Annotated in this window: 22 protein-coding genes; 10 read left to right on the forward strand and 12 right to left on the reverse strand. The window is 30.8% G+C overall.

The genetic code is table 11. The annotated features are described in order from the left end of the window. Positions 1 to 4: 4 nt before the first annotated feature. On the reverse strand, positions 5 to 1,453 hold the full coding sequence (hemG, locus tag GCL57_RS02135) for a protoporphyrinogen oxidase (protein WP_152211612.1): 1,449 nt from the start codon (positions 1,451 to 1,453) through the stop codon (positions 5 to 7). A 288-nt stretch (positions 1,454 to 1,741) separates the two neighbouring features. Between hemG and GCL57_RS02140 the strand changes: the two genes are divergently transcribed. Further along, positions 1,742 to 1,978, forward strand: a complete 237-nt coding sequence (locus GCL57_RS02140; RefSeq protein WP_161597553.1) for a (2Fe-2S)-binding protein — start codon at positions 1,742 to 1,744, stop codon at positions 1,976 to 1,978. Here the strand turns inward: GCL57_RS02140 and bfr are convergent. After that, entirely contained in the window at positions 1,920 to 2,399 is a 480-nt protein-coding gene (bfr, locus tag GCL57_RS02145; RefSeq protein WP_152211614.1) for a bacterioferritin, read from the reverse strand. The genes GCL57_RS02140 and bfr overlap by 59 nt on opposite strands. Positions 2,400 to 2,716: 317 nt before the next feature. Then, the gene (locus GCL57_RS02150) at positions 2,717 to 3,364 is read right to left on the reverse strand and encodes a hypothetical protein (protein ID WP_152211615.1); all 648 of its coding nucleotides are present in this window, start codon (positions 3,362 to 3,364) and stop codon (positions 2,717 to 2,719) included. Between the two features lie 378 nt (positions 3,365 to 3,742). On the opposite strand from GCL57_RS02150, the gene GCL57_RS02155 reads away from it, so the two are divergent. Further along, the gene (locus tag GCL57_RS02155) at positions 3,743 to 5,347 is read left to right on the forward strand and encodes an APC family permease (protein ID WP_152211616.1); all 1,605 of its coding nucleotides are present in this window, start codon (positions 3,743 to 3,745) and stop codon (positions 5,345 to 5,347) included. A gap of 6 nt (positions 5,348 to 5,353) precedes the next feature. Here GCL57_RS02155 and GCL57_RS02160 read toward each other — a convergent pair whose 3' ends face one another. Further along, entirely contained in the window at positions 5,354 to 5,956 is a 603-nt protein-coding gene (locus GCL57_RS02160; RefSeq protein ID WP_152211617.1) for a DUF3575 domain-containing protein, read from the reverse strand. 197 nt (positions 5,957 to 6,153) lie between these two features. Here GCL57_RS02160 and GCL57_RS02165 point away from each other — a divergent pair, with 197 nt between their 5' ends. After that, on the forward strand, positions 6,154 to 6,585 hold the full coding sequence (locus tag GCL57_RS02165; RefSeq protein ID WP_152211618.1) for an acyl-CoA thioesterase: 432 nt from the start codon (positions 6,154 to 6,156) through the stop codon (positions 6,583 to 6,585). Positions 6,586 to 6,659: 74 nt separating this feature from the next. On the opposite strand, the gene GCL57_RS02170 is transcribed toward GCL57_RS02165, so the two are convergent. Then, the gene (locus GCL57_RS02170; RefSeq protein WP_161597554.1) at positions 6,660 to 7,382 is read right to left on the reverse strand and encodes a toxin-antitoxin system YwqK family antitoxin; all 723 of its coding nucleotides are present in this window, start codon (positions 7,380 to 7,382) and stop codon (positions 6,660 to 6,662) included. Positions 7,383 to 7,625: 243 nt separating this feature from the next. Next, on the reverse strand, positions 7,626 to 9,896 hold the full coding sequence (locus GCL57_RS02175) for a heavy metal translocating P-type ATPase (RefSeq protein ID WP_152211620.1): 2,271 nt from the start codon (positions 9,894 to 9,896) through the stop codon (positions 7,626 to 7,628). 130 nt (positions 9,897 to 10,026) lie between these two features. Between GCL57_RS02175 and GCL57_RS02180 the strand changes: the two genes are divergently transcribed. Next, complete coding sequence (locus tag GCL57_RS02180) at positions 10,027 to 10,809, forward strand: SDR family NAD(P)-dependent oxidoreductase (protein WP_161597555.1); 783 nt, start codon at positions 10,027 to 10,029, stop codon at positions 10,807 to 10,809. 17 nt (positions 10,810 to 10,826) lie between these two features. Further along, positions 10,827 to 12,383 (forward strand): multicopper oxidase family protein, encoded by a 1,557-nt coding sequence (locus tag GCL57_RS02185; protein WP_152211622.1) that lies wholly within the window; start codon positions 10,827 to 10,829, stop codon positions 12,381 to 12,383. 1 nt (position 12,384) lies between these two features. Here the strand turns inward: GCL57_RS02185 and GCL57_RS02190 are convergent, their stop codons facing one another. From GCL57_RS02190 to GCL57_RS02210, 5 genes are all read right to left on the reverse strand, one after another. Continuing rightward, the gene (locus GCL57_RS02190; protein ID WP_152211623.1) at positions 12,385 to 14,427 is read right to left on the reverse strand and encodes an amylo-alpha-1,6-glucosidase; all 2,043 of its coding nucleotides are present in this window, start codon (positions 14,425 to 14,427) and stop codon (positions 12,385 to 12,387) included. Positions 14,428 to 14,497: 70 nt separating this feature from the next. Beyond that, on the reverse strand, positions 14,498 to 15,049 hold the full coding sequence (locus GCL57_RS02195; protein ID WP_152211624.1) for a superoxide dismutase family protein: 552 nt from the start codon (positions 15,047 to 15,049) through the stop codon (positions 14,498 to 14,500). 26 nt (positions 15,050 to 15,075) lie between these two features. Beyond that, on the reverse strand, positions 15,076 to 16,098 hold the full coding sequence (locus GCL57_RS02200; RefSeq protein WP_152211625.1) for an NAD(P)/FAD-dependent oxidoreductase: 1,023 nt from the start codon (positions 16,096 to 16,098) through the stop codon (positions 15,076 to 15,078). Between the two features lie 151 nt (positions 16,099 to 16,249). Continuing rightward, positions 16,250 to 18,388, reverse strand: a complete 2,139-nt coding sequence (locus GCL57_RS02205; protein WP_152211626.1) for a carboxy terminal-processing peptidase — start codon at positions 18,386 to 18,388, stop codon at positions 16,250 to 16,252. A 9-nt stretch (positions 18,389 to 18,397) separates the two neighbouring features. Further along, positions 18,398 to 18,880: a hypothetical protein gene (locus tag GCL57_RS02210; RefSeq protein ID WP_152211627.1), complete on the reverse strand. Its 483-nt coding sequence runs from the start codon at positions 18,878 to 18,880 to the stop codon at positions 18,398 to 18,400. Here GCL57_RS02210 and GCL57_RS02215 point away from each other — a divergent pair. Beyond that, complete coding sequence (locus GCL57_RS02215; RefSeq protein ID WP_152211628.1) at positions 18,879 to 19,634, forward strand: DUF3025 domain-containing protein; 756 nt, start codon at positions 18,879 to 18,881, stop codon at positions 19,632 to 19,634. The genes GCL57_RS02210 and GCL57_RS02215 overlap by 2 nt on opposite strands. Before the next feature lie 118 nt (positions 19,635 to 19,752). Next, entirely contained in the window at positions 19,753 to 20,505 is a 753-nt protein-coding gene (locus tag GCL57_RS02220) for a substrate-binding periplasmic protein (RefSeq protein ID WP_152211629.1), read from the forward strand. On the opposite strand, the gene GCL57_RS02225 is transcribed toward GCL57_RS02220, so the two are convergent. Next, positions 20,506 to 21,702 carry an esterase/lipase family protein gene (locus GCL57_RS02225; RefSeq protein WP_152211630.1) on the reverse strand — a complete coding sequence of 399 codons (1,197 nt, stop codon included), beginning with the start codon at positions 21,700 to 21,702 and terminating at the stop codon, positions 20,506 to 20,508. A gap of 223 nt (positions 21,703 to 21,925) precedes the next feature. Here GCL57_RS02225 and aroA point away from each other — a divergent pair, with 223 nt between their 5' ends. From aroA to GCL57_RS02240, 3 genes are read left to right on the forward strand one after another with little or no spacing between them, the layout of a single operon-like run. Next, positions 21,926 to 23,311 (forward strand): 3-phosphoshikimate 1-carboxyvinyltransferase, encoded by a 1,386-nt coding sequence (aroA, locus tag GCL57_RS02230; protein WP_152211631.1) that lies wholly within the window; start codon positions 21,926 to 21,928, stop codon positions 23,309 to 23,311. A 4-nt stretch (positions 23,312 to 23,315) separates the two neighbouring features. Then, entirely contained in the window at positions 23,316 to 24,428 is a 1,113-nt protein-coding gene (gene aroC, locus GCL57_RS02235; RefSeq protein WP_152211632.1) for a chorismate synthase, read from the forward strand. Further along, complete coding sequence (locus GCL57_RS02240; RefSeq protein WP_161597556.1) at positions 24,406 to 25,644, forward strand: 3-dehydroquinate synthase family protein; 1,239 nt, start codon at positions 24,406 to 24,408, stop codon at positions 25,642 to 25,644. Before aroC ends, GCL57_RS02240 begins: the two co-directional genes overlap by 23 nt. The last annotated feature ends 133 nt before the right edge of the window (positions 25,645 to 25,777 follow it).

Genomic DNA, 25,777 nt, shown 5'->3' on the forward strand with positions numbered 1-25,777 from the left:
TTTATTAAATTAACTCATTAATATATTTTATGACTTTTTCAGCTGTTTCATTAGCCTGTGCAAGGCAATCTGGAACAGCTGGTCCTTTAATGTAATTACCTGCAAAAAATAAACCCGGCATAAGAGCTTCCAATTGCCAGACAGATTGAATTACTTTATCTTGTAGTTCTGTTGATAAAGGAAGATATTTTTCCCATTTAACAACTTCTGTAAATTCAAATTTTGTTTTGTCAGATATAATCTTTGCTTCTCTAAGTCGCTTTTTGCTGAGTTCAAGAAGTTCTTCATCTGACAGTAAATTAATATCTAAATCTCTATCTCCACCTAACATAACTCTATATAAAAAAGAGTTTTCAGGAGTATGTGAGGGATAAGTTGAATGAATAAATATAATTCCAAGTATATCATTTGACCATTCACCTGCTAAAGCTCCAAAACCTTGAGGGGCTCTTTTTTCAGTGTCTTTTCCGCCAAGTCCTATAACAGCAATACTATGAGACTCTATATTTCTTAAAGTTTGAAAAGGATTGTTGATCTCTGGAAAAGTGGATGCAATAGATATGTGCGAATCACGCCAAGGTTGGCCCGTATAAATGACACAGTCATAATCCTCTCTAATTACATTATCTTCATTTAAAATTTGATATTTAAGTTCGAGTTTATTTTTGTCTTTATTAATTTCTCTTACACTAGCAGTTAGTTTTAAATTAAGTTGAATATTATTTCTAGAGCAGTTTTCTTTTAATTCTTTGTGTAAATTATCTATTAAACAATGCATTCCTTCTGGAAAACTTGCTAAACCTAAAACTATTTTTTCTTTTTTATAAAATAGTTTCTTAAAAAAAGTATAAAAAGCTGCTCTAAATAAACTACCATAACCGTTTTCTAGTTTTAATAATTGCGGAAACGTATAACGAATTAATAATTTACGTGAACTTCCTCCCCAAATACCAAATGAGAGTGGGACAAGAAAAGTAGAGGCAAAAGCCTTTCCAAAACGTCGCGAAAAAAATGAATATAAGGATTCATTTGGATTTTGAATTACAGGCTTTCTTATAAAAATTTCGAAAATAATTCTTAATATATCGCGAATTCTAATCAATCCTTTTCTTTTGAATTTAAATAAATTTGGGGAAAGAGCAATTATCTCAGATGGGGTTAATAGAAAGCGTTTTAGCTTTTTTGTAGGGGGAAATAATAATTTATGATTAAGCTTGAGATCATCGATACAAGTTTTAAATGTTTCTCTTGAAAGCAAAACTCCTTGTGCCCCATGTTCGAGTAAGTAACCATTTTTTTTTGTATTTCTAATAACACCGCCAAGGTAATCATTTCTTTCAAATAATGTAATATTTTTAAGTTTTTGATCTGTTCTTTTACTTAATAAATATGCCGTACGCAGTCCAGAAATTCCTGTACCGATTATTGCGACATTTACTCCATTTTGTTCCATTGAGCAGACTCCTTAAAATACTACTTTAAGCATCAAAAACAGAAATTCTTTTCAACTCTTATTAACACTTTTAAAAAGCAAGATGCCACAATTGCAAATTCTTTTTGAAGTTATACAAAGTAGAGGCAAAAACGATGGGCAAGAATTTTGACATATTTTATTTAACATTTTGTTTTTATTAAATATTTATATGATAATGAGAATAGTTATCAATGACTCTTGAGAATTGTTCTCATATCATGTAGCTTACAACCGATGCTTAAAAAGCTGATTAGAAGGGAACAAATTATGCTCATGTGTTTATGTTATGGTATTTCTTGTCATGAAATTAAAAAACTAATGGAAAATGGAAAAACCACAACAGAAGACATACAGCGTGAATGCAATGCAGGACTTGGTTGTGGTTGTTGTCTCGATGCCCTTGTTTCTATGGTGGAGTCAGAGGTATCGAAAAAAGGGGAAATATCTATGAGTTCTTCTCATGCAATTGCTGAGCCAAGTAGTTCTCTAACCCGATGTCTTTAATAAGTCCGAGTTGTGCTTCGAGCCAATCAATGTGGTTTTCTTCTTCTTCTAAAATATGTTCAAGAAGTTCACAACTTGTATGGTCACGAGCAGCTTCGCAAGCATCAATCCCTTTCTTAAGTCTTTCAAGAGCCATAAACTCAAGGGCAAGGTCTGCTTCAAATTGTTCTTTTACATTTTCGCCAATATTGAGCTTATCTAGCTTTTGTAGATTGGGAACTCCTTCCAAGAAAAGAATGCGATCAAGTAGGCTTTGAGCATGTTTCATTTCTTCGATGGATTCTTTGTATGTAAATTCAGCAATGCGATTATAACCCCAATTTTTACACATTCTTGCGTGTAAAAAATACTGGTTAATAGCTGTGAGTTCGCCCGTTAAGACTTCATTTAACGCTTTTATGACTTGTACGTCACCTTTCATATCACTCTCCTTTGTTTAAGAAAACAGTGTCCAAAGTTACAAACCTAGCAATTAATATATAATTTGTCTATTTAACTTAAAAATGAATTCCAATAATTTTAAGTATTTGTAATAATTATTTGTTTCAATAATTCATGAAATATTTTTATTATCGAGCGAATCTAAGGAAATAGGCATTCATTTTTACGTATTCTATAACTAACTATAGCAATGATTTGTTTAATATAAATCATAGAATTTAATAAATTTTAATATTAATTTAAATACTCTATGATAAATCAAATAATATAAATTAAGATAAGTTCAAAATAAAAATGCTAATCATTTAGTCTAAAGTATTTCTTATGTTCCTTATAAGCGTCTCCAGAATAATCATTTGATTGTGGATTTTTGCTTTTTGAAATTTTATGATTCAAGTCAGCAGGAAAAAATATTATATCTTTTTTTATTTTGTAAGAGTAAAGCATTTCGTCACGACCTACTCCTCCTCCACCAATGACAATAATTTTATCACTCAAGTTCACAACAACATCTGATGTGGGAGATAAAATTTGTGTATTGGGTAAATATCCACCCCATAGATTGTCTTTAATATAAACAACAGTATCACTTAGAGGAGACGTTTTTACTTGGTCATTTTCGGCTTGTGATGAAACAATTCCAATTGTTTCAAAATTCATTTCTTTTGCTAAACTATAAACCTTTCCAATGCCTTCTGGAGTTGCTCCAATGCTAATTAAAGTGTGTTTAGGATCTTCTTGAAGGAGTATTTTTTGAGCAATATCAAGCATTGCATTCTCATTTTCATACTCTGCGCTAGAGTATCCAATAAAAGTAAGCACTTTTTTATGATTGTTTTTAAAAAAATTTAATGCCTCTCTTGCAGAATTAAAATGTAATATTTTTTGTTCAGAGTAAGCATTTGAGAATATTAGACATGAAAATAGAAAAATAAAAATTTTCATATAAACTCCATAAAAATAAAAGTGGAATAAAATATCTCACAATTTAAAGTGTTTAGTTTATTTTTTAAATTATGTCAATATTTATTAATTGTATTTATATAATATAATTAATAAATATTAATTTTTAAATTATTAAAAAATATATTGAATCTGTTAAATTTTTTATAAAATATTATGGATTTAATTATTTTTTTATGTATTAAATAATATTTGGATTAATTATAAAAGTTAAAAATAGACTCTTGAGCTTAGATTTTTCAACTTCAGAAATAGCATTTTGAGCGGTTTAGATTCTAACATTTATTAGACATGCATAAAAAATTAGGTTAAATCATTTGTTGCTTTTATATTAGTGTTTTTTTGAAATGGAGATAATTTATGCAATTTAAGCGACAGATAGGAGCAGGAGGCGTAATGTTTGCCTCGATAGGTGCAATGGTAGGTTCTGGTTGGCTTTTTAGCTCTCATTATGCGGCTCAACTTGCAGGTCCAGCTTCTATTATTACATGGCTTATTGCAACTGTAATTATAATTATAATTGCATTAACTTTTGCTGAATTAGGAACTCTTTTTCCAATTGCAGGTGGTATTGCAAATTATCCTTTCTTTACGCACGGAAAACTTGCAGGTTTTCTTCTTGGCTGGATATCTTGGCTATCTTTTTTGGTACTTACACCAATTGAAGTTCAGGCAACAATACAATATATGAGTAATTTTTATCCTGCATTGACCCGCGTTGAAGACAAAGTTTACCATTTGACTGGTATAGGATACGTAACCGCAACAATTCTTATGCTTGCTCTCGTTTATGTAAATTCTCGAGGCGTAAAATTTATGTCTGATACAAATAAGTTTTTTAGCATTTGGAAGATTATTATTCCTGCGCTTGCAATACTTATATTTTTCTTAGCGTCCACAGGCACAAATAATTTAAATTTAGAATCTGCAGGAGGTTTTGCTCCATTTGGTTGGCATGGTATATTATCTGCACTTGCTCTTGCAGGAGTAGTATTTTCTTTTAATGGTTTTCAAATTGGTATAATGATGGCTGCTGAAACTAAAGATCCCCAAAAAAATATTCCGAAAGCCATTATAGGATCCGTTTTACTTGGTGCCCTTCTTTATATTTTATTGCAAATCTCTTTTTTAGTAGCTATCCCTGAATCAAGTTTAGCAAATGGATGGGGTGCTCTCACATTTTCTGGTGATGCAGGACCTCTTGCTGGTTTGGCGCTTGTACTTGGTTTTGGCTGGATCGCTTGGCTTCTCTATGTCGATGCGGTTGTTTCTCCATTGGGGGCAGGTATTGTTTATGCGGCATCGAGTACACGTGTGCTTTATGCTTTAAGCGCAAATGGATATATTCCTGAGCAAATTAAAAAAATTGATAAAAGAGGAATACCAAGTGTAAGTTTATGGGTAAATTTCTTTTTCGGAATGCTTGCTTTTTTACCATTTCCAGGTTGGCAAAGTATGGTTTCATTTTTATCTTCAACTATGATTACAGGTTATGCAATTGTTCCCGTTTGTCTTGTTGCATTAAGGCATCAACAGCCTAAATTAGATAGACCATTTCGCTTACCCAGTTATAAAATCATTTCGTTTATTGCATTTTATTTTTGTAATTTAATGCTTTATTGGTCTGGTTGGTATATTATGAGTAAGCTCTTTATAGCAGTGCTTGTTGGTTTTTTAATTTATGTGTCTCGTTTGATATATCGTAAAGAACTTATAGAAAATATATCAACTTGGAAGAATGCAGTTTGGATTTTTTTCTATCTATTAGGACTCTGTATTCTAACAAGATACGGTGAGTTTGATGGTGGAAATGGAAAAATTTCAATGGGATATGATTTTCTCATCATTGCCATCTTTAGTTTAGTGACAATGTATATTGCTCAAAAATCCATGCTTTCTAATAAGCAAGCAGAAGATAATATCAAAATGATTCTGAATGAACACAATCAATCAAATCAAACATAAACTTGATTAAAATATATATCCAAAAGTAATCCCATAGTCAGGTTGAAACTGTGATGTATTTAAATTGAGTTTATTCTGAGCTTTTTGCCAGTCTGTATTATTTTGTTTTGTGGTAGGAATGTGTGCATCTGAAAATTCATTATTTTTTGATTTAATACCTACACCAATATACGCTGAAAGAGAAAATTTATTTTCTGAAATAAAACGATATCCAATCTGAAGAGTTGGTGCAAAATATAAAAAATTATCAGTAGATGAAGTGTCGGAGTCTGATATTGAGCTATTAGAAGATGTAAAAAAAACTTTAACACCCATAAATGGGCCTTCCATTTTATCATTTATAAAATAAAATCTAAGCTTTGGTGCAATGGTATAAATATTTCGTTTTGCGTTGACTCCATTGCTATTATAAGGATTTTGAATAAAGAATTCAAAATCTATACCTTGAGAAAGCGAGCTATCGTGCTTGTATTCAAAATCTATACCAAAACCTTGATTGATAAATAGCAGTCCATTGCCTTCAATTAAGTAATTTGTTTGCCCAAAAAGTGAGCTTGAGTAAAGAAGGGAAGATTTAGCAATGAATCTTAATATATTAAATATTCTCATTTTTTTGCCTTTTTATTTATTTTTATAAAAATAAAATTAGATCTCTTAAAATATTATACTCGAAGCATAGCAATAAAAATCGTTTTTTCATAACTCATATGAATTGTTTGATATTCATCCCAATGCTATAGACAAATATATAGATGTTCTTTAATGGCACATCAAAATTTAGATTTAGAATAATGAAAAGAGGATATATGGATAAATTAAAAAGTGCTCAAAAATATGAATATGAGATTCAGATAAAAGAAAATCATCTTGATACCTTTGGTCATGTTAACAATGCTGTTTATTTACAACTTTGTGAAGAGGCTCGTTGGGAAATAATTACTGAAAATGGTTTTGGTATTCAGGAAATTCAGCAATTAGGAATTGGTCCAGTTATTTTAGAAGTGAATATTAAATTTCAAAAAGAATTGAAATTAAGAGAGAAAATTAAAATATCAACTCAGTGTATAGCCATTCGTGGAAAAGTATTAGAAATACAACATGAAATTATGAATGAAAAAAATGAAATCTGTTCAATAGCTCTTTTCACTATAGGAATATTTGATACGAAAAAAAGAAAAATTATATCGCCAATTCCTTTGTGGTATAAATCTATTGGCGTGGAAATTGAAGAATATTAATAAAGATATAATATCTGCTTTTTAAAAAAGAATATAAAGCACTCCAGCAAAAATATCTTTAAAAAAATAAATATTTATTTATTTTTAACATTGCAATTGTTTTTCTTTTTGCTCATAATATGGCAATAACTCCAATTGTCTTCTCGCCATTCCTTAACTTCTTCTTTATTTAGGTGAGTTCCATCTACCCGTGTGATTGAAATGAGTTTATCTTTTTCGTAATGAGCATTTAAACACATTTCACCATCTTCTCGATAATATGTGGTTGTACCATTTAATTTTCCATTTTTAAAGGTACCATTAGAGTAAAGTTCGCCATGTCTGTAATAAACTTTAAAGTCTCCATCTTCTTTTCCTTCAACATAATTAAAGTCTCCTTGTAATTGGCTATTCTCATAGTATAACAGAAGTTTACCATGTAATTCATTTTTTCTATGATTAGCTTTAGATTTCATAACGCCATCTTCATAATATCTTATAACAGTATCGTAGGAACCATGATAATAGCCAGACATAATATATTCTAGGTTTCCATTTTCGTAAAAACCCTTAGCTATTCCATCGATAACGCCATTTTTAAATTCAATTTCTTCGCTGATTTTTCCAGCACGATGATATTTTTTTAATATTCCAGTAATAGGTTCTTTGCTATCTCTGTCTACTGCTGCCTTACCGCTAATATATTTTACATCTTCCTCAGAATATACGCGTTGGCCATTTTGATATATAATCTCTCTTTTTATATGAGTGGTTGTGCAACTTGTAATAAGGATGAGTAATAAAAAATATCTAAACAATTTGATTTCCCTTCTGTAATAAAAAAAAGTGTGCTTGGATTTAAAATTTAGAAACAAGCTTTAGGAATGAAAGAATATGCTTTTTTAAATTTTAAACAATATATTTTGCGAAACTTAAAAATTAAAGTAAAATAAAAAATAAATTATTAATTGTGAGTTCTAATAAAGTTTTATACACGTTTCTTGTAATGAAGAAACTTGCTTCAGATGCTGTGCTTGCTAATTGTGCAGAATATATAAAACTTAGTTATTATTAATTCCATTTGCAGGTTTCCATCTTTTTAAAAGCAAAGCATTTGAGATCACACTCACACTGCTCACAGCCATGGCTGCTCCTGCAACCATGGGGTTTAGCAAGCCCATGGCAGCTAAAGGAATTCCAATTATATTATAAATAAATGCCCAAAAAAGATTTTGACGAATTTTCTGAAATGTTTTTTTTGAAATATCAATTGCGTCTGGAATCAATAAAGGATCACCTCTCAAAAGAGTAATACCCGATGCATGCATTGCAGCATCGGTTCCAGTTGACATTGCAATCCCTATATCCGCAGCAACCAATGCAGGAGCGTCATTTATTCCATCTCCAACCATTGCAACTATTGTATTAGTTGATTTTATTTGTGTAATAAATGCGGCTTTTCCCTCAGGAAGAATATTTGAATAGAAGCGATCGATATTTAGTTGCTTTGCAATTGACTGAGCGCTCCCAGCATTGTCTCCTGTCAACAGAATAGTTCTAATACCTAATTTTTGCAGACTTGCAATACATTCTTTTGCACTGCTTTTTAAGCTGTCACTAAATGATAAAAGTCCTTTTAATTTGCAAGAATCAGTATCTTTTTCAAATAAATAAGAAATACTTTCTCCTTCAGAAGAAAATTTTTGTGCTGCAAGTATTAAATCTTTATTAATATCAACATTATATTCTTTAAGAAGTTGTTCGCTACCTAAGTAATAATTTTTGCCTTCAATGGTTGCAGAAATTCCTTTTCCTAATAGAGCTTGAATATTTGTAATTTTTGGAATTTGAATTTCATTTTCTTTAGCCGCAATTAAAATAGCTTTTGCTAAGGGATGCTCACTGCCAGTTTGGAGTGCAGCAGATACTTTTAATAATTCATTTTCTGAAATTTGGAATGGTAACAGATGTGTTAACTTCGGTTTTCCTACCGTAAGGGTGCCTGTTTTATCAAAGGCAATAATATTAATTGAATATGCTAATTCAAGAGCTTCAGCATCTTTAATTAATATTCCATGTTTAGCTGCAACTCCTGTCCCAACCATAATGGAAGTCGGTGTTGCTAATCCAAGGGCGCATGGACATGCGATGATCAATACAGCGACTGTATTTAATATTGCCTTTTCCCAATTTCCACTGAAAATACCCCAAAATAGAAGAGTTAAAAGTCCTATTATTAAAATGATAGGTACAAATATTGAACTAACTTTGTCTACAAGCTTTTGAATGGGAGCTTTTGCAGCTTGCGCACTTTCTACAAGACGAATAATTCGAGCAAGTGTGCCTTCAACTCCGATAGCAGTTGTAGTGACTTTAATGAATCCATTTCCATTTATTGATCCGCCTGTCACTTTATTTCCTGTTACTTTATCTACAGGAAGGCTTTCTCCCGTAATGAGTGATTCATCAACTTGAGTAAAACCTTCAATTATATTTCCATCGACTGGTATTTTTTCTCCTGGTTTAACAAGAACGATATCTTTTATTTTAACAAAATGAATAGATATTTCCTGTTCTTCTCCATTTCGTAATACTCTTGCTATGTCAGGACGTAGGGATTGCAGAGCCCGAATGGCTGCGCTTGTTTTTTTCTTGGCACGGGCTTCAAGCCATTTTCCAAAAAGAATCAATGTGATTATTACAGCAGAGCTTTCAAAATAGAGATGCAAAACTCCCCCAGAATTTTGCATTGAATTTACAATCATTTGATAAACACTCATGCAATATGCTGCAGAAGTGCCCAGAGCGACTAGAACATCCATATTTGCTGATTTTGCACGCATTGCTTTCCAAGTCGAAATATAAAAACGACCTCCAAAATAAAATTGAATAAAAGTTGCAAGTGCAAGTTGTAACCAAGCATTTAGCATCCAGTGAATAGAAAAAGGAATAAGTAACATTGGCAATACAAGAGGAAAGGAGATTAAAGCTGAAATTATGACTTTCCAAGTCTCATTTCCTTTTTGCAATTTATCAATGCGAGAATTTTCATTCGTATTTATTTCAACTGAAGAGGCCTTATATCCTGCTTTTTCAACTGCAGATATAATAGTTGTCTTTTTTACATTTTTATGTAATGATATCAGAGCTTTTTCAGTTGCCAGGTTAACTGAAGCATCAATAATACCAGGAACAGATTTTATTGCTTTTTCAACATGATTTACGCATGAAGCACAGTTCATTCCCTCAATATTAAGTTCTATTTCAAAAGTTTCATCTACATTTTTCAGTGCAGACAAATTCTTATTTGTTAAATTAGACTTTTGTTGCATAAATTCTCCTAAAAAAGATTTAAATAGCAATCACTCTTTAGTACTGTTATTTTAGGATGAAGTACACCGCTTATACATAAATTGGTCAATGCTTTTTATAACAATTTCAAAAAATGGGATATTTTCTAATATGCAAAATAAATTGTTTTCAGTAAAAAATAAAAAAATTCTTATAACAGGTGCTTCTTCTGGGCTTGGTCGTCATTATGCTCTAACTTTAGCAAATGCAGGAGCATTTGTAATTGTATGCGGAAGAAGAGAGCAATTGTTAAATGAAGTTGTTAATGAAATTAAAGCAAATAATGGTAAAGCAAAAATGCTTATATTAGATGTGACAAAATTCAAAGAATCTGAAGAAAAATTAAAAGAATTATATTCTCAAATTGAAGGAGTGGATATTCTTATTAATAACGCTGGGTGCACTGCAAGAGTTAAACGTCCAATATTAGATGTAACTTTAGAAGATTGGGATGAAATTATAGATACAAATTTAAAGTCAGTTTGGAATATTTCAAATATAACTGCAAAATATATGCATAAATATTCCATCAAAGGAAGTATTATTAATATCTCTTCAACAGTAGCAAATAGAGCGCGTATAGGCAATTCAATTTATGGAATCTCTAAATCCGCTGTTGTTTCTTTAACACAAAAATTAGCATTAGAATACGCTCAATTTGGTATCCGAGTGAATGCAATTGCACCCGGTTTTTTTGAAACAGATATAAACTCTGCATTTGTTAAATCAGAAGCTGGACAAGAACTTTTAAAAAGATCAATTCCAGTTGCACGTAAAGGTGAATTTGACGAATTGAACGGTGCCTTGTTCTTGTTTGCTTCAAATGCATCAACTTATATCACTGGTGAGTGTTTATTTGTAGATGGAGGCTATATCATAAACTCAATCGTTTAATATTTGAGGTTGAACATATGAATGAATTGAATTTTAAAAAAGCCGTTTTCTTATTATCATTTTTAATAGTGAATCCAGTTTTTTCTGAAAAGACTCATGATCACCATGAAAATTCTTCATTGCTTAATAAGAGTGATAATGAAGAGTTTTCTAAATCAACAGAAGGACTTCCATTTGTCAAAAAAACTGAAAGTATTCAATTAAAAGATGGACAAAATTTCACTTTGATTGCAAGCGAAGTAAAGCAGAAAATTGGTGGCAAAATAATTAAGCGGTATGCATATAATGGAAGTATTCCTGGTCCTATTCTTGAGATTCAAAAAGGCGCAAAAATTAATATCAAATTTATAAATAAAACAGAAACTGATCAAACCCTTCATTCACATGGCTTACGCTTAGATTATCGTTTTGATGGGGCGGTTGGTTTAGGACAAAAAGCGCCTGTTAAACCAGGAGAATCTTTTGATTATAAACTTACATTTCCTGATGCAGGTGTTTACTGGTATCATCCACATATTCGAGAAGATTATTCTCAAAATATGGGCTTATATGGTAATTTTATTGTAAAACAAGAAAGTGAAAAAAGAATTTTACAGGTAAATAAAATAATACCTCTCATGTTAAGTGATTATTTATTAGATCCAAAAGCCCAGCCTTTCTATAAAAATAGAGCGAATTATGCTGCAATGGGACGTTTTGGAAATATTTTACTTATAAATGGAGTTGATAATTACAAAGAAAAAATAAATGAAGGTGATGTTATTCGATTTTATCTTACCAATACGGCAAATACAAGAACATTTAATTTTAAGATACCAAATGCAAAAATAAAATTAGTTGCAGCCGATGCAAGCCCTTATGTGCAACAACAGTGGATTGATAATATAACTATTTCTCCATCAGAACGTTATACAATAGATGTTCTTTTTAAAAATAAAGGAACTTATAATATTCAAAATTCAACTCCAGAAAAAAGTCAGAATTTTGGAATAATTATTGTCGGAAATAATAAATCTGAGATTTCTTATGAAAAGAATTTCTTACAGTTAAAAGAAAATAAAGAACTTAAGAATGAAATAAGTTCTATCTCAAAATATTTTGATAAAAAGGTTGATAAGCAGTTAAAAATTTCTGTTGATATGAAAATGGATCATTCAGGACACGGAGAAAATCCTGAAATTGAATGGGAAGACAATATGCCCACAATGAATTCTTTTATGACTTCAAAAGATGTCACTTGGCAACTTATAGATCTAGAAACCAACAAAATAAATATGGATGTAAATTGGATTTTTAAAAAAGGGCAATATTATAAAATAAGAATATTTAATGATCCAAATTCAAAACATCCCATGCAACATCCAATTCATTTTCATGGACAAAAATTTTTAGTGTTGTCTGATAATAACGTTAAAAATCCAAATTTGGCTTGGAAAGATACATTTTTAGTTAAAACGGGTCATACTGTGGATATATTATTAGAAGCTTCAAATATAGGAAAATGGATGGCTCATTGTCATATTGCTGAGCATTTAACAGCTGCTATGATGATAGGATTTAAAGTTGAAAATTGATTTAAATCATGTTTTTTATTAAATAATTATCTTGTTTTAAAGAATCCACATGGGGAGAAATAATTTTCCAAGCACGTAGTGTTTCTGCAACTCCCCAAGCTTGCGCAATACAACCACGAGCTTGGTAAGGGGAATCTCCATCAAATATTTCACTGATAAAACCAACTCCGGATTCATTTAAATGTTTTGCAAGTGGTTCAACAAAGCCAAGAGCAACAGAAGCATTGTGTGTTACATTAAAATAGGCAATAGCATAAACCCCAAGTAACCAGCTCCAAGATGTGCCTTGATGATAAGAAGCATCTCTTGTAAAGTGATCACCAATATATTTTCCTTTGTAATTTGCTGAGTCTTTTGCAAGACTGCGTAATCCATAAAGGGTAAGAAGTTTTTTTCCACAGATATCAATTATAGATTTTTTTTGAAATGAATTTAAAGGACAAAAAGGCAATGACAAGGCTATGATTTGGTTTGGGCGTAAACTGTTATCGTTGCCTTCGGGAGAGTCAATAACATCATAGCAATATTGAAGATTATCATCCCAATACTTTATAAAATTAAGTTCAATTTTTTCTGATAATTCAAAATAAAATTCATTTTTTATGTTAAGAATTTTAGAATACTCAATCATATTTTTTAAAGCATTGTACCAAAGTGCATTGACTTCTATGGGTTTTCCAATGCGTTCTGTAAAAACAACATTATTTGCTTTTGCATCCATCCAAGTTAATTGTAGACCTTTTTCTCCTGCATAAATAAGGCCATCTTTAATATCACACTTAATATTAAAGCGTGTTCCTTTAAAATAGGAGTCAATAATTTCTTTAAGAACAGGGTAAATATATTTTAAAAACTTTATATCATTTGTATACTTAAAATAGTTTGCAATGGCTTCAATATACCATAATGTTGCATCTACTGTATTGTATTCAGGTGTTTCTCCATAATCAGAAAATCGATTAGGAATCATTCCTTGATCGAGATATTTTGCATAATTTTCTAAAATTGATTTCGCAATTGAATATTGCCCTGTGGCGCAACACAATCCAGGTAGACTGATCATTGTATCTCTGCCCCAATCACCAAACCAATGATAGCCAGCTAAAATGCTTTTTGAATCGGAATCATTTTGGTTCTCACGCTTAACGATAAAATGTTCGGCTGAATAAAGTATTTGAGAGATCCATTGAGGTGTGAAATTATTTTGAGAAAATTTAAATAAATTCTTCTTATTTTTTTCTTTAATTTTTGTTAAAATATAATTGGGATTATTATTAAAACTATCCTCAGTGCTTAAAATAATATGAGCTTCTTTTTTTTCTTGACTTAAATTTGTCGTAAAAATTGTCGCACATTTATGATTTTCAATAAAATCAAAACCTCTCTCTTTTTCTGCATCTAACTGATAGTTAAAATATAATATATCGCTTTCAAGAATATTTTCAAAATCTGAATATGCCGAGAATAATAATTCATTTTTTTGATCAAGAAAATGAATATGTCCATTTTCGTACCGAGATATAATATTGATATCTTTATTCAGTGCGTGAAAATCTCTGTTATTTACAAAAAGTTTACTGGTTATCAAAACATTTTTATCTATAAAATCATTTAATATTTTATAAGTAATATAAAATGTATTTTTTTCAAATTCAAAGAAGTATTTTTTTTCAAGCAACAGTTCATTGCATTTATAGTGCCATGTTGGGACATCATCATCTAAATAAAAACTTTCAATATGCTGATATCCTTTTGGAAAGAGTTCTTCACTGCCTTCCCATTTATTTGAGCTTAATAAAAACTTATTACCAGAATACTCTATTTCTTCTTCTATTTTACTAACATAAAGGACTCTACCTAACGGAGGTTTTTTAGCAATTACAAAAAGTCCATGGTAGCGGCGCGTGAGAATACTTGATAATGTGCCTGAGGCATAGCTTCCTAAGCCATTTGTTACGAGCCATTCTCTATTTATATCTTGATTTATTTGTTCTTTATTTAAAGAAATAAAGTTAATAGATGTTTTAAAGTGATTTGGGGACATATTTTTTCCTATATAATAAAAGATAAGTTTATTATAAGTTACTTTTTATTATTTGTCCCGATTTTGTATTTTAGTCTTTAATGACACCGCAAAGAATTCTTTTACCCGCATTTCCTGCAGGAGCTGTTTTTTCATCATCTTTATTAGCATGAATGACTAGAGCACGACCAATAAGAGAATATTTATTTTCTTCACTTAATGTAAGAGCAGGAGATTTTATAATGATTTTAATATTAGCATTACCAGATTCATCTGATATAATATTGCCAAGATCACCTGCGTGTTGATGATCATATTCACTATTTGCAATTGATTTTCCATGAGTGTGGGTTTTATCAGGATTAAAATGGCCTCCCGCTTTCATAGCTTCTAAATCGGAACAATCGCCATTTTCATGAAAGTGGAAACCATGCGTTCCATTAGGTGAGAGACCTGAAATTTTACCCGAAATTTGAATTCCACCATTTGAAAATTCTGAAATTTGAATTTGTCCACTTGCATTTGAATTACTTTTACCTTCTAATTTAACTTTTACAGTCTTATCAATATCATCTTTTGATGAAGTTTGACAACCAACAAGAGTTGTTAAAGTGATAAAACTAAAAATAAGTGCTAGCTTCATAATTTTCTCCTTTTAGCGATAAAAAATTAAATTTTGTTTAAGCGCTTTTCTTTTTTTTCTTTTATTTCCATGAGAGTTGTTGAATGCATGGGCTGTGCTTTTTCTTTTGGATTTATAAATATTTTTGCGAAGGCAACTGCAATTGCTGCTTCAGAAAAACCAGTAACAATGAGATCAAGCTTTGCTGCATATTTTGCAATGTCACCCGCAGCAAAAATTCCTGGTAAATTTGTCTCCATTTTTTCATTAACACAAATTCCATTACCCACGAGTTCAAGACCCCATTCTTTTATTTTGCCTAAGGAGCTGTTAAAGCCAAACATAATAAGTGCATCATCAACTTGAATAATTTCATCTAAATCGTTTTCAATCCCTTTAATGTGAATTTTTTCTAGCTTTTCATTTCCAAGAAACTCTGTTACTTCGGAATTTAAAATAACTCGAGCATTTGTCTTTTGCAACTTAGAGACAGAATCATCGTGTGCGCGAAATTTATCGGATCGATGCACTAAGGTCACTGATTTAGCAATATTTACAAATTCATTTGCCCAATCAAGTGCAGAATCTCCGCCTCCTGCAATAACTACGTTTCGATTTTTATAGATTGATTTTTCAATAACAGCATAAGAGATACCTTTGTCTTCAAACTTTTCAGATCCGATAGCTTGGTGTTTTTTAGGACTATACGAACCCACTCCTGCAGCTATGATAATAGTTTTGGCAAGATGTACATCTTTGTGAGTGGTTAACTCCCAAATACCTTCTGCATTGCGAACTAAGGATTGGGAGGTTTCATTTAAGCATATTTCTGTTTGATATGGCTTAATTTGCTCGATTAAATTATCAACTAGATCTTTTGCTAATATTTTAGGAAATCCAGCAACATCATAAATAAATTTTTCAGGATAAACAGCTGTCAAGCGTCCGCCTAAGGCTGGCATAGAATCAACAATTTTACAGCTTGCATTGCGCATACCGGCATAAAAAGCTGCAAATAATCCGGTTGGACCACCACCAAGAATAAGAATGTCATATACTTTTGAGCTCATTGCTATTTTCTTTCTTTTGGAAATTTTATAAAAATTAAAAGTTAAAATATAAAAGATGATTCAATCTACTCTTTTTTTTTGATATTATGTTATATAAAGGATCAAGTTTCTTGAAGAGTAGAAGATTCATCCTAGCCTTTAGGAATGAGATTTATTCCTGTTTTGAATTAAAATCAATTAATTTGGCGCTGTCTATAAGTATATTCGAAGCTTCTCTAAGAACAATATCATTTTTTCTAATTACTTTTGCAGAAAAATCAGCATTTTCTTCTTCATCATTCATTAAATCTGCTTCAGGATCTTTTCGTGTCGGTGTCTTTTTAGCTATTGGTTTCTTATCAGCGCTTTTTTTAGGATCAACTTTATCTAATTCTTTTAAAGAAACAAGAGTGTTTTTATCATTTTTAACTTTTTCCATAGCTTCAGTTATTTTTTTAAATTCACTTGATTTTTCAACTCTTTCAGCACTTAATTTTTGTAATTTTGGAATAATTTCTCTGAAATTTCTTTCTGGTTTAAAATCTCGTGAGGGTTTAATAGTTGTATATGGTAAAGCATAATCATTTTCTTGTTCACCAATATCTGTGGCATCTATAATATCTGGTATAATAATATCTGATATTATTCCTTTTTCTTGATTACTTTTGCCGCTTGGTCTAAAAAACTTTGCAATTGTAACATGAATGGCACCATCTGATTGACGACCATTTGTCCCTGGCACCTCAAAAATTGTTTGGACAGTTCCTTTTCCAAAAGTGCGTGAGTCTCCAACAATAAGACCTCTACCATAATCTTGAACTGCACCTGATAAAATTTCAGAGGCTGAGGCCGAGTATTTGCTTACTAGAATTGCAAGAGGGCCCGTGTAAAGAGCGTCTTTATTTTCAGAATCAATTGAGCGAACTTGTCTTTCTCTATCTTCAACTTGGGTTACCACAGGATCTTTAATGAAAAGACCAACTATTTTTTGAGTTTCGGTAAGATCTCCCCCCCCATTTCTTCGTAAATCTATAAGAATTCCATCAACCTTTTGAGCTTTTAGTTTCTTAACTTCACGCGCCATATCATTAGACGAACTGCGGCATATTCTAGGGGCGTCTTGGCATTCCTTATAATCAATATAAAAGTTAGGTAGATTAATAACTCCTATTTTTTTATTTTCTAAATTTAATATTTCACTTTTAGCTTGGTAATCTTTTATTTGGACTACGGCTCTTTTCAGAGTAATTATATTACGACTCATTTTGCCATCTGTTTCTTTACGAAGAATAGCAAGTTTTACAATGGTGCCTTCTTTACCTCTTATAAGTTGGACAACTTTATTTAAATCCATCTCGATGACATCTTGCATTCCAGAACCATCTCCAGAGTCAACAGCTGTAATTTTGTCATTCTTTTTTATCCTTCCATCTTTTGCAGCAGCTCCACCTGGAACAATAGCATCAATAACTGTATATCCATCAATACTTCTGAGTGTTGCGCCAATACCAACGAGTTTTAAACTAAATTCAATTTGGAATTGGGTATTGTCGGTTGGCGTTAAAAAGCTTGAATGGGGATCGAGAGAAAGTGCAAAGGAATTTAAAAAAAGTGAATTGATATCATCATTTGTGCGATTATCAACATCTTTTTTTATCATTTCATAACGTCTTATTAAACGCTTTCGTATCTTTTCAACATCATCAGTATCCTTCATATTTAAAAGAATAAACTTAATTGTTTTTCTCCACCGTTCAGTTAATTCTTTTGGAGATTTAGCCCAATCTAGTTTTTTTCTATCAGTTTCTATATACTCATCAATACTAAAATTAATTTTTTCTTGGATAATTCCCTTAGATGCTAAGGTTGCTTCTGCAACTCTCTTTTTATATTTTTCATACACACCATTTTCGCCACTAATAAATCGACAATCAATACTAGTTAGATTCTTAAATAAATCAACTTCTTGTTTTCTAAATAAATCGATGTCATCTTGAGTAAAATAAAGTTTATTTGGATCGAGTAACTTAAAAAAAGTATCAAAAGTTCTTGCTGATATTTCTTTATCAAATGAACGATAAATATAATGGTTTTTTAAAAAATCTTTCATTCTTTCGGAAAGAGATGAACAGGTTAAGTATCCAATATTTTTTTTTGGTACTTTTTTAATGTCTTTTATAATATCTTTTATATTATTTTCTTCGGAGTTAGCATTCGGGAATATTGGAAATACATTTAAATATTGGCCGAGAGAGATGCACGCTACAATTGCAGCAAGGCTGAAAAAAACTTTTCTTTTTGATGAATTCATTGAGAAGACTCACTTTCGTGTTGGAATTCTTATATTCCTTCTTGAAAACCTAGATGATATAGGTGCTGTTATATCATCATCATCCTTATCTGTGTACACAATTGTTTTTTCTCGTGCACGAAATGTTTTAGAAATATTTGATTGTTGATTAAACTCGCTCAAATTTTCTTCACTGTAAGCTAGGCTTTCATTTGTTTCAACAAATCGCCCATTAAACCAACAAAATATTTGTCCTTGATGAAAGCGAATTCTTGCCTCACCTGCTGCATCTACTCGTTCATGAATTTCATCTAGTCGCGCTTTAATTCTTTCATAATTGTCATCGAACATAGCAATCGCTAAAGATGTTTCTTCTTCATCCGCTCGAATGGTAATGCGATGAGTGAATTTTTGCTTTAATTTTTCACGGAGAGAGCGTAAAAGACGATCTCGATCGGAAGGCACAACTTCGGGATCAAGGTCAATAACGATATATAGTGAGGCTAAATACATGGCACACCCTAATGAATCAAGGGTTGAAAAAAAAGAACACATTGTACCCCAACTTACATTTAGAAGTTGGAATTCGCAATTTTTAAAATGCTCTGAACTGTTCTTTCCAATTATGCCATATGGAAAGGTTTTTTCAAACTTCTGTTCTTGGCCACAGTTAAACGATTTAAATGTGCATCTTCCAAGTTTTATTTGTTCTTGGAGTGGTCAAAAAATTAACTTTGTTCTCCAAAGAGGTATGCGTGTTAAGGAAGGCTTTGAAGGTCTCTATGAGCCACGCATTTTTTTGCTTGGTGAAGTAAGAACTCGTCTTGAGAATTGGCATGACTTTTTTAATGCACAAATTTGGTATTCATTTCCTAAAACAAAGTCTGCGTTAAATATGCGGCAATTTTTTGCTTTCGATGAACATGCAGAATTTCCTTGGTGCAAATCTCCTCCAAATAGGATGCGTGAGCAAGATTATATGACTATGTTTGATGAGGGGGGGTGTTTGATAGCAAAAATAAATAATGTAAAAGTTCCATTTATTTTTGGTCATGCAATCTATGAACGCATGTTGTACGGACAAACTGATTTATCTATGTGTGCAATTACTATTGAATGTGAAGTTAGTTTTTTAAATAAAAGATTAAAAGATCAATTAAAAATATTAGATTTAAAAGCAGCAAAAATTCTTTCTAATAGAAATATTTATTATGAAAATAAACCCTTTTTTACATTTTCAATAGCTAAAGCTCTTAGCTATTTATAAAAACATAAAGTTTTAAAAGTAAAACATTAAAAAATATGACAAATATTTGACTGAATCTTTGCAAGACTATGAATTTTTATTTACATAGTAGAACATTTGTTAAAGGAAGGTTTTAATTATGAAAAGAATCCTTAATTTAATGATAATAATTGTTTTAACTCTATTTAGTTCTAAGTTATTTGGAAAAGAAGTCAATAAAATTACTTTAACAACGGAAGCATTTATTTATCAGACAGAAAAATTGAGTGACAATCGTGTCGGAGGGTTGGCTGGAAAAATTATCAGTGCATCATTAAAAAAAATTAATTTTAAATATAATATGTTATGGCTTCCTTGGAAAAGAGCCCAGCTTGAGGCTTTGTTAAACACTGACAAAGCAACTTTTATATTGCCACTTACAAGGAATAATGAAAGGGAGAGTAAATATAATTGGGTATCACATTTATATAATAACGATACAACATTTTTTAGACTAAAAGGCAAAAGTGCTATTAATGATTTAAAGAGTGCAAAAAATTTAAAAACTGGAGTTCTCAATGGCTCGTCATATGAAATAACATTAAAAGAGGCGCAGTTGAGCTATGAAACATCTACTCTAGACGAAACAAATGTAAAAAAATTAATTCTTAAAAAAATTGATGCATGGTACACCGATAAATTAAGTGGAATGACATCATTTAAAATAAACAATATAAATTTAGAGCATATCTCATATGGACGTACAATTGACTCTGAAAAAATATATATTGCAACTGCAAAAAGCACTCCTCAAGCTCTTGTGAAAACTTTGAGGAATGCTATTGAAGAATTTAAAAAGTCTGATGAGTATAAAAGTTTACTTAAAGATTCGTTTAAAAATTCTGAAGAATAGTTAAAGTGAATGTAATAAATTTAAATGTTGTTCATAAAATTCTTTGATTTTCCAATAGGGTTTAATTGGATTCGGAACGGCTCCTATTATTTCTAAGTGATCCCAACCATGTTTTATTCCCATATCATTCCAAATCCCTTTTTGAACAGTGCCATCATAAAAAACACGCTTTTTATTAAATGGAGACGCCATACTAATCGTATTTACAACTCCATCGTTAGCTAGCCATTTTTCATTTATTTCAATCTTTCCAGGGTATTTGTGTGTGAAGCAGCCAATTGCATTTGCAGGAAAGCTTAAAAATGTTAAAATTGAAATTTGGCAGTTTGTAAATGGAATGTTTATTGCTGTTGATTGCGTTGAATATGAAAAATAATAAGTATCATCATATTCCTTATCTGATGTATTAAAAATATGTGCTCCTTCAGGGCTGAGATCCCATTTGCTAATATCATTTGTATTCCAAATATAGGATTGATATGCTCTTTTTAAAAACGCTGGAATACTTTCATTTTTTCCTTTTACTAAATTCCATTGCTCTAATTTAAAATCTAAAAAGGGTTCTACTCCGAGTGCACTTGCTATTGCTGCCATTGAAGTGATTAAAAATTGAGACGTAGGTAAAAAAACGTCTGCTAAATGTGTTAGTGAAGTTCCATTATTTGGAGTTGATACTGTTGTTATACTTGTTACCCAACTATTATTTCCTCTAAATAGTTCTGCGACATCAGTAGAACTTACAAGCATTTCTTCTTTATAACCTTCTCGAAGTAAATTCAATAGAACTCGAATCGTTTGTCCTCCTTGACTGTGACCAAGCAAATGGATTTTATGATTTTGATCCCATTCTGGATAAAGCGGTTCTGGATAACAGCGACCAAAACGAGCATGTTTAAATCTTTTTGCATGGGCTTCTCCATAATCTGCACAACCTCCTTTAATTTGTGCATAGAGATCAACCGCACGATCGTAGTTAGAGCTAAATTTACCAACAGATGCGGTAAAAACTTTTCCGTTATAAACTTTAAGATCTTCCTGTAGATCATTAAACCCTCCCCAGTATTTATAGCCAAGAAGTTCATGACGTCCCCAGCCTGAAAATCCATGGACAAGCACCAGGGGGTCTCGATTTGTTGCATAGCTGCCAATTGAAAAAATAAGTAAGAAAATAAATAGACTGATTCTAATGAAAGTCATAAGGATCTCCTTGTGGGTGTGCCAACCCAATTTTTGAACTGGCTGTGTATTTAATTGTCAAACAACTGAGTTTATTATATGATTACAATATCTTGGAATACAAATGTTTTTTAACAATATTTTATTTTTTTGATTTTCAAATAAGTAAAAAATTAAAAATTTATTTTTATTTTTTAGAAATATTCTTAGAATAAATAAAAGTAATATATTTGTCAGAGAGCATATGGATAAAGAAAATAAAAAATATTTTTTTTCTTCAATCGATGAAAAAAAGAATGTAAAAGAAATTTTCGTAATTCAACGCAATAATATCATGCAAATTGATATGTCAATTTATGGTTCTAAAAGTTTTACAAACCGTGCCATTGTCCTTGCTGGAATGAGTGCAAGAGTGACTAAAATTGAAGGTTTTCTTTTTTCTGAAGATTCATATTGGGGCTTGCAAGCTTTAAGTTCTTTAGGATTTCGTATTAAAGTAAATTATTCTGAAAAAAGTGTAATAATTTACCCCCCTATTGAAAATTTTCAAAATTATTTTGAAATATATTATGGGAAAGCAGGTACTTTAGCTCGTTTTTTTCCTGCAGTTATATTAAATTGGCAAAAGACTTTTCCAAAATTTAGTAAAATTAAAGTTCTTACAAATGCAGATGATCAGCTTATTAAACGACCTATTTACGAAATTGTTCATGCATTGAAAGAAATGAATGCAAATATTTCTTGTGATAAATTACCAATGCAAATATCTTCGTCAAATATTTTTGGAAATTGTAAAATAAGTGGTAAGACTTCAGGCCAATTTTTAAGTGGATTGATCTTTACAGCATTTGGGGCAAAATCGTTAATAAACATTAACAGAATAGATAATCTTGTTCAGCCAGATTATGTAAGAATGACTTTAAAGTCAATTGAAACTTTTGGAGGACAAATTAAGTGCGATCAAGAACTCACTCATTTTCAAATTTTTCCTTCATTTAATATTGGAACGGACTGCTATCAGGTTGAAGCAGATGCATCAACTTGTTGTTATTTTATATCTCTAGCTTATTTACATAATTTTAGTTTAAGAATAAGAAATTTAGGTCAATTAACTTTGCAACCTGATTTTCATTTTATTTCATTTTTAAAAGAATTAGGTGCTCTTATAGAATTTACTGATTCTGAAATATTTGTGTTTAGAAAAGAAGTGTATGAAAAGCCAAAAGGAAATTTTACTTTCAATTTTTCTAAATTAAGTGATCAAGCATTGACTATGGGAATAATTGCACTATTTGCAGCTGAACCCATAGAAATTAGAAATATCATTCATATACGCCATCATGAAAGTGATAGAATATCTTGTTTTATAAATAATTTGAGAGCATTAAATATTCAATGTGATGAATTTGTAGATGGATTTCGAGTTTATCCTTTCAAAAAAGGGCTCAATAATCTTGTCGGTCAATGGAAAACATTTGTTGATCATCGATTTGTAATGAGTGGATTTATTTTAGCATCATTTGCTCAAAATATATCTATAGAAAATCCATCCTGTGTTGAGAAAACAGCTCCAATGTTTTTTCAACAGCTCAAAGATTTAGGTTTTCAATTTAAAATAACTGAGGCATAAATTTATGGCGAACACTTTTGGTAGATTATTTAAAGTGACAACATTTGGTGAATCACATGGAGTTGCTTTGGGATGTGTGATAGATGGCTGTCCTGCTGGTTTGTATCTAGATGAAGAAATAATTCAAGCCTTATTAGACAGAAGAAAACCAGGACAGAATCTTTTTACGACTGAGCGTGCAGAAAGCGACAAATGTGAAATTATTTCTGGTACTGAGAATTCTGTTACTTTAGGAACACCCATAACTATAATTATTCGTAATCAAGATAAAAAGCCAAGGGATTATTCTCAACTAGAGAATATTTTTCGTCCTGGACATGCGGATTACACAACAAAAATAAAATATGGTTTGACATCTAAAAGCGGAGGAGGAAGAGCCAGTGCGAGAGAAACGGTGGGCAGAGTTGCGGCCTCCGCAGTGGCTAAAGCATATTTGCAATCTATTTTTCCTGCTATAAATGTAATGGCTTGGGTACAAAGAATATCTAATATAAATGCTCATGTAAATCACTCAGATCTTATTATTGAAAATATTGAAAAAAGTGAAATCCGTTGTCCAGATTCTAATGCGAGTGAACTTATGAAGAGAGCAATTCTTTCGGCAAAGGAGCAAGGTGATTCTCTTGGGGGTGTGATTCGATGTGTTGCTTCTTCTGTTCCGACAGGAATTGGTGAACCAGTTTTTGATAAACTTGAAGCTGAATTAGCTAAAGCCATGTTGAGTATCCCCGCAAGTAAAAGCTTTGAAATTGGCAATGGATTGGATGCAACTTATTTAATGGGTAGTGAAAATAATGATCCTTTTTATATTAATAATGAAGGAAAAATTCTTACTAAAAGTAATAGATCAGGAGGAATTCAAGGGGGTATTTCGAATGGAATGCCAATTGAATTTAGTGTCGGATTTAAACCTATTTCTACAATTTATAAAGAGCAAGAAACAGTTACAAAGCAAAATCCTACTGAAATAAAATTTTCTATACCACAAGGAAGGCATGACCCATGTGTTTTACCACGTGCCGTTCCAATTGTTGAAGCAATGTGTTGGCTTGTACTTGCCGATCAGTTCATGCTTCAAAATTTTAGGGAAATATATGATAAACATCATTTTAAATAAAGAAAAAGAATTAAAATCTATTCTACAAGATTTCTTTTTTAAAGGATATCATAGGAATTCAAAACCTGAATTTCGAAATTTTTATGATGAAGAAGTCTTTCAAGTCGCTTGTCAAATATATAAGAGAGGATTTACGCAAAATCAACAGAATTTTGCACTAAATGGCAATTCATTAGATATTAATTTTGTAGAAAAAAAACAGATAATAGATATTTTAAATAAGAAGGCTTCAAGTAAAATATTTTATATTATTGACGCGAATTTTTATAAAAAATATTTAAATTTAGTCAGTGCAAAAAAAATATTTCTTTATGAAGCAAGTGAAACAAATAAAAATTTAGAATCAATGACTCAAATATTAAGAGAAATTTCATCTGATTGTGAAGAAATTATTGCCATAGGTGGAGGAATAACTCTTGATATCTCTGGTTTTATTGCAGGTATATGTAAACTTCCAATCACTTATTTAGCAACTTCATTATTAGCAACGATTGATGCTGCTGTCGGTGGAAAAACAGGTGTTAATTTCACACCTTTTGGTAAAAATCAAATTGGTCTTTTTTATAATGCAAAAGAGTTTTATTGCGTACCCGAATTTTTTCAAACATTGCCTCAAATTGAAATTATTTCAGGGATGTGTGAAGCATTAAAGCATTCTTGGTTGTATGGTTCTTTCGATGAAGATTTACCTATATTTAATGACATATGCCAAGGTGAATATAATTTTATAAACTCAATTCAATTTTTTTTAAAACACATCTCATATAAGATGAATATTGTTAATCAAGATCCTTTTGAAAATAGTGTAATACGATCATCACTAAATTTTGGTCATACATTAGCACATATAATTGAAGCATTGTGTGAGGAAGATAGAATAAAAAGAATTCCACATGGAATTGCCGTTGCGCATGGAATGTATTTTCTTATTCAGAATAAATATGTTGAGAATAAAAGTATAAAATTTATTAATTTTTTAACTCAAATTATTTATTTATATCCAATTGTAAAGTATAAAGGAATATATGCCAGTGAAATAGAAAAATATTTGAAGCATGATAAAAAAAACATAAATTCTTTTCAATGTGTTTTAAGTTTACCGAGTTATGCTTGTTTTTCTCTTAATGAAGTTCGAAATAAAAATCAGAATATTTTAAAAATTTTCAATTCTATGGATTTTTCAATTTTAGCTTCTCAATATTTAAATAGCTTTTGACATACACTTTTAATTATTTTTTAAAAATTTGTATTAAAACAATAATATGTCGTCAAAGGAAGGTTGTTTTTTTTAATAGATTCCATAAAATGGTTTTACTTCAGATTTATTAGATTTTAATTGCTTTAATTTA

The sequence above is a fragment of the Fluviispira multicolorata genome, from assembly GCF_009208585.1.
Classification (GTDB): Bacteria; Bdellovibrionota_B; Oligoflexia; order Silvanigrellales; family Silvanigrellaceae; genus Silvanigrella; species Silvanigrella multicolorata.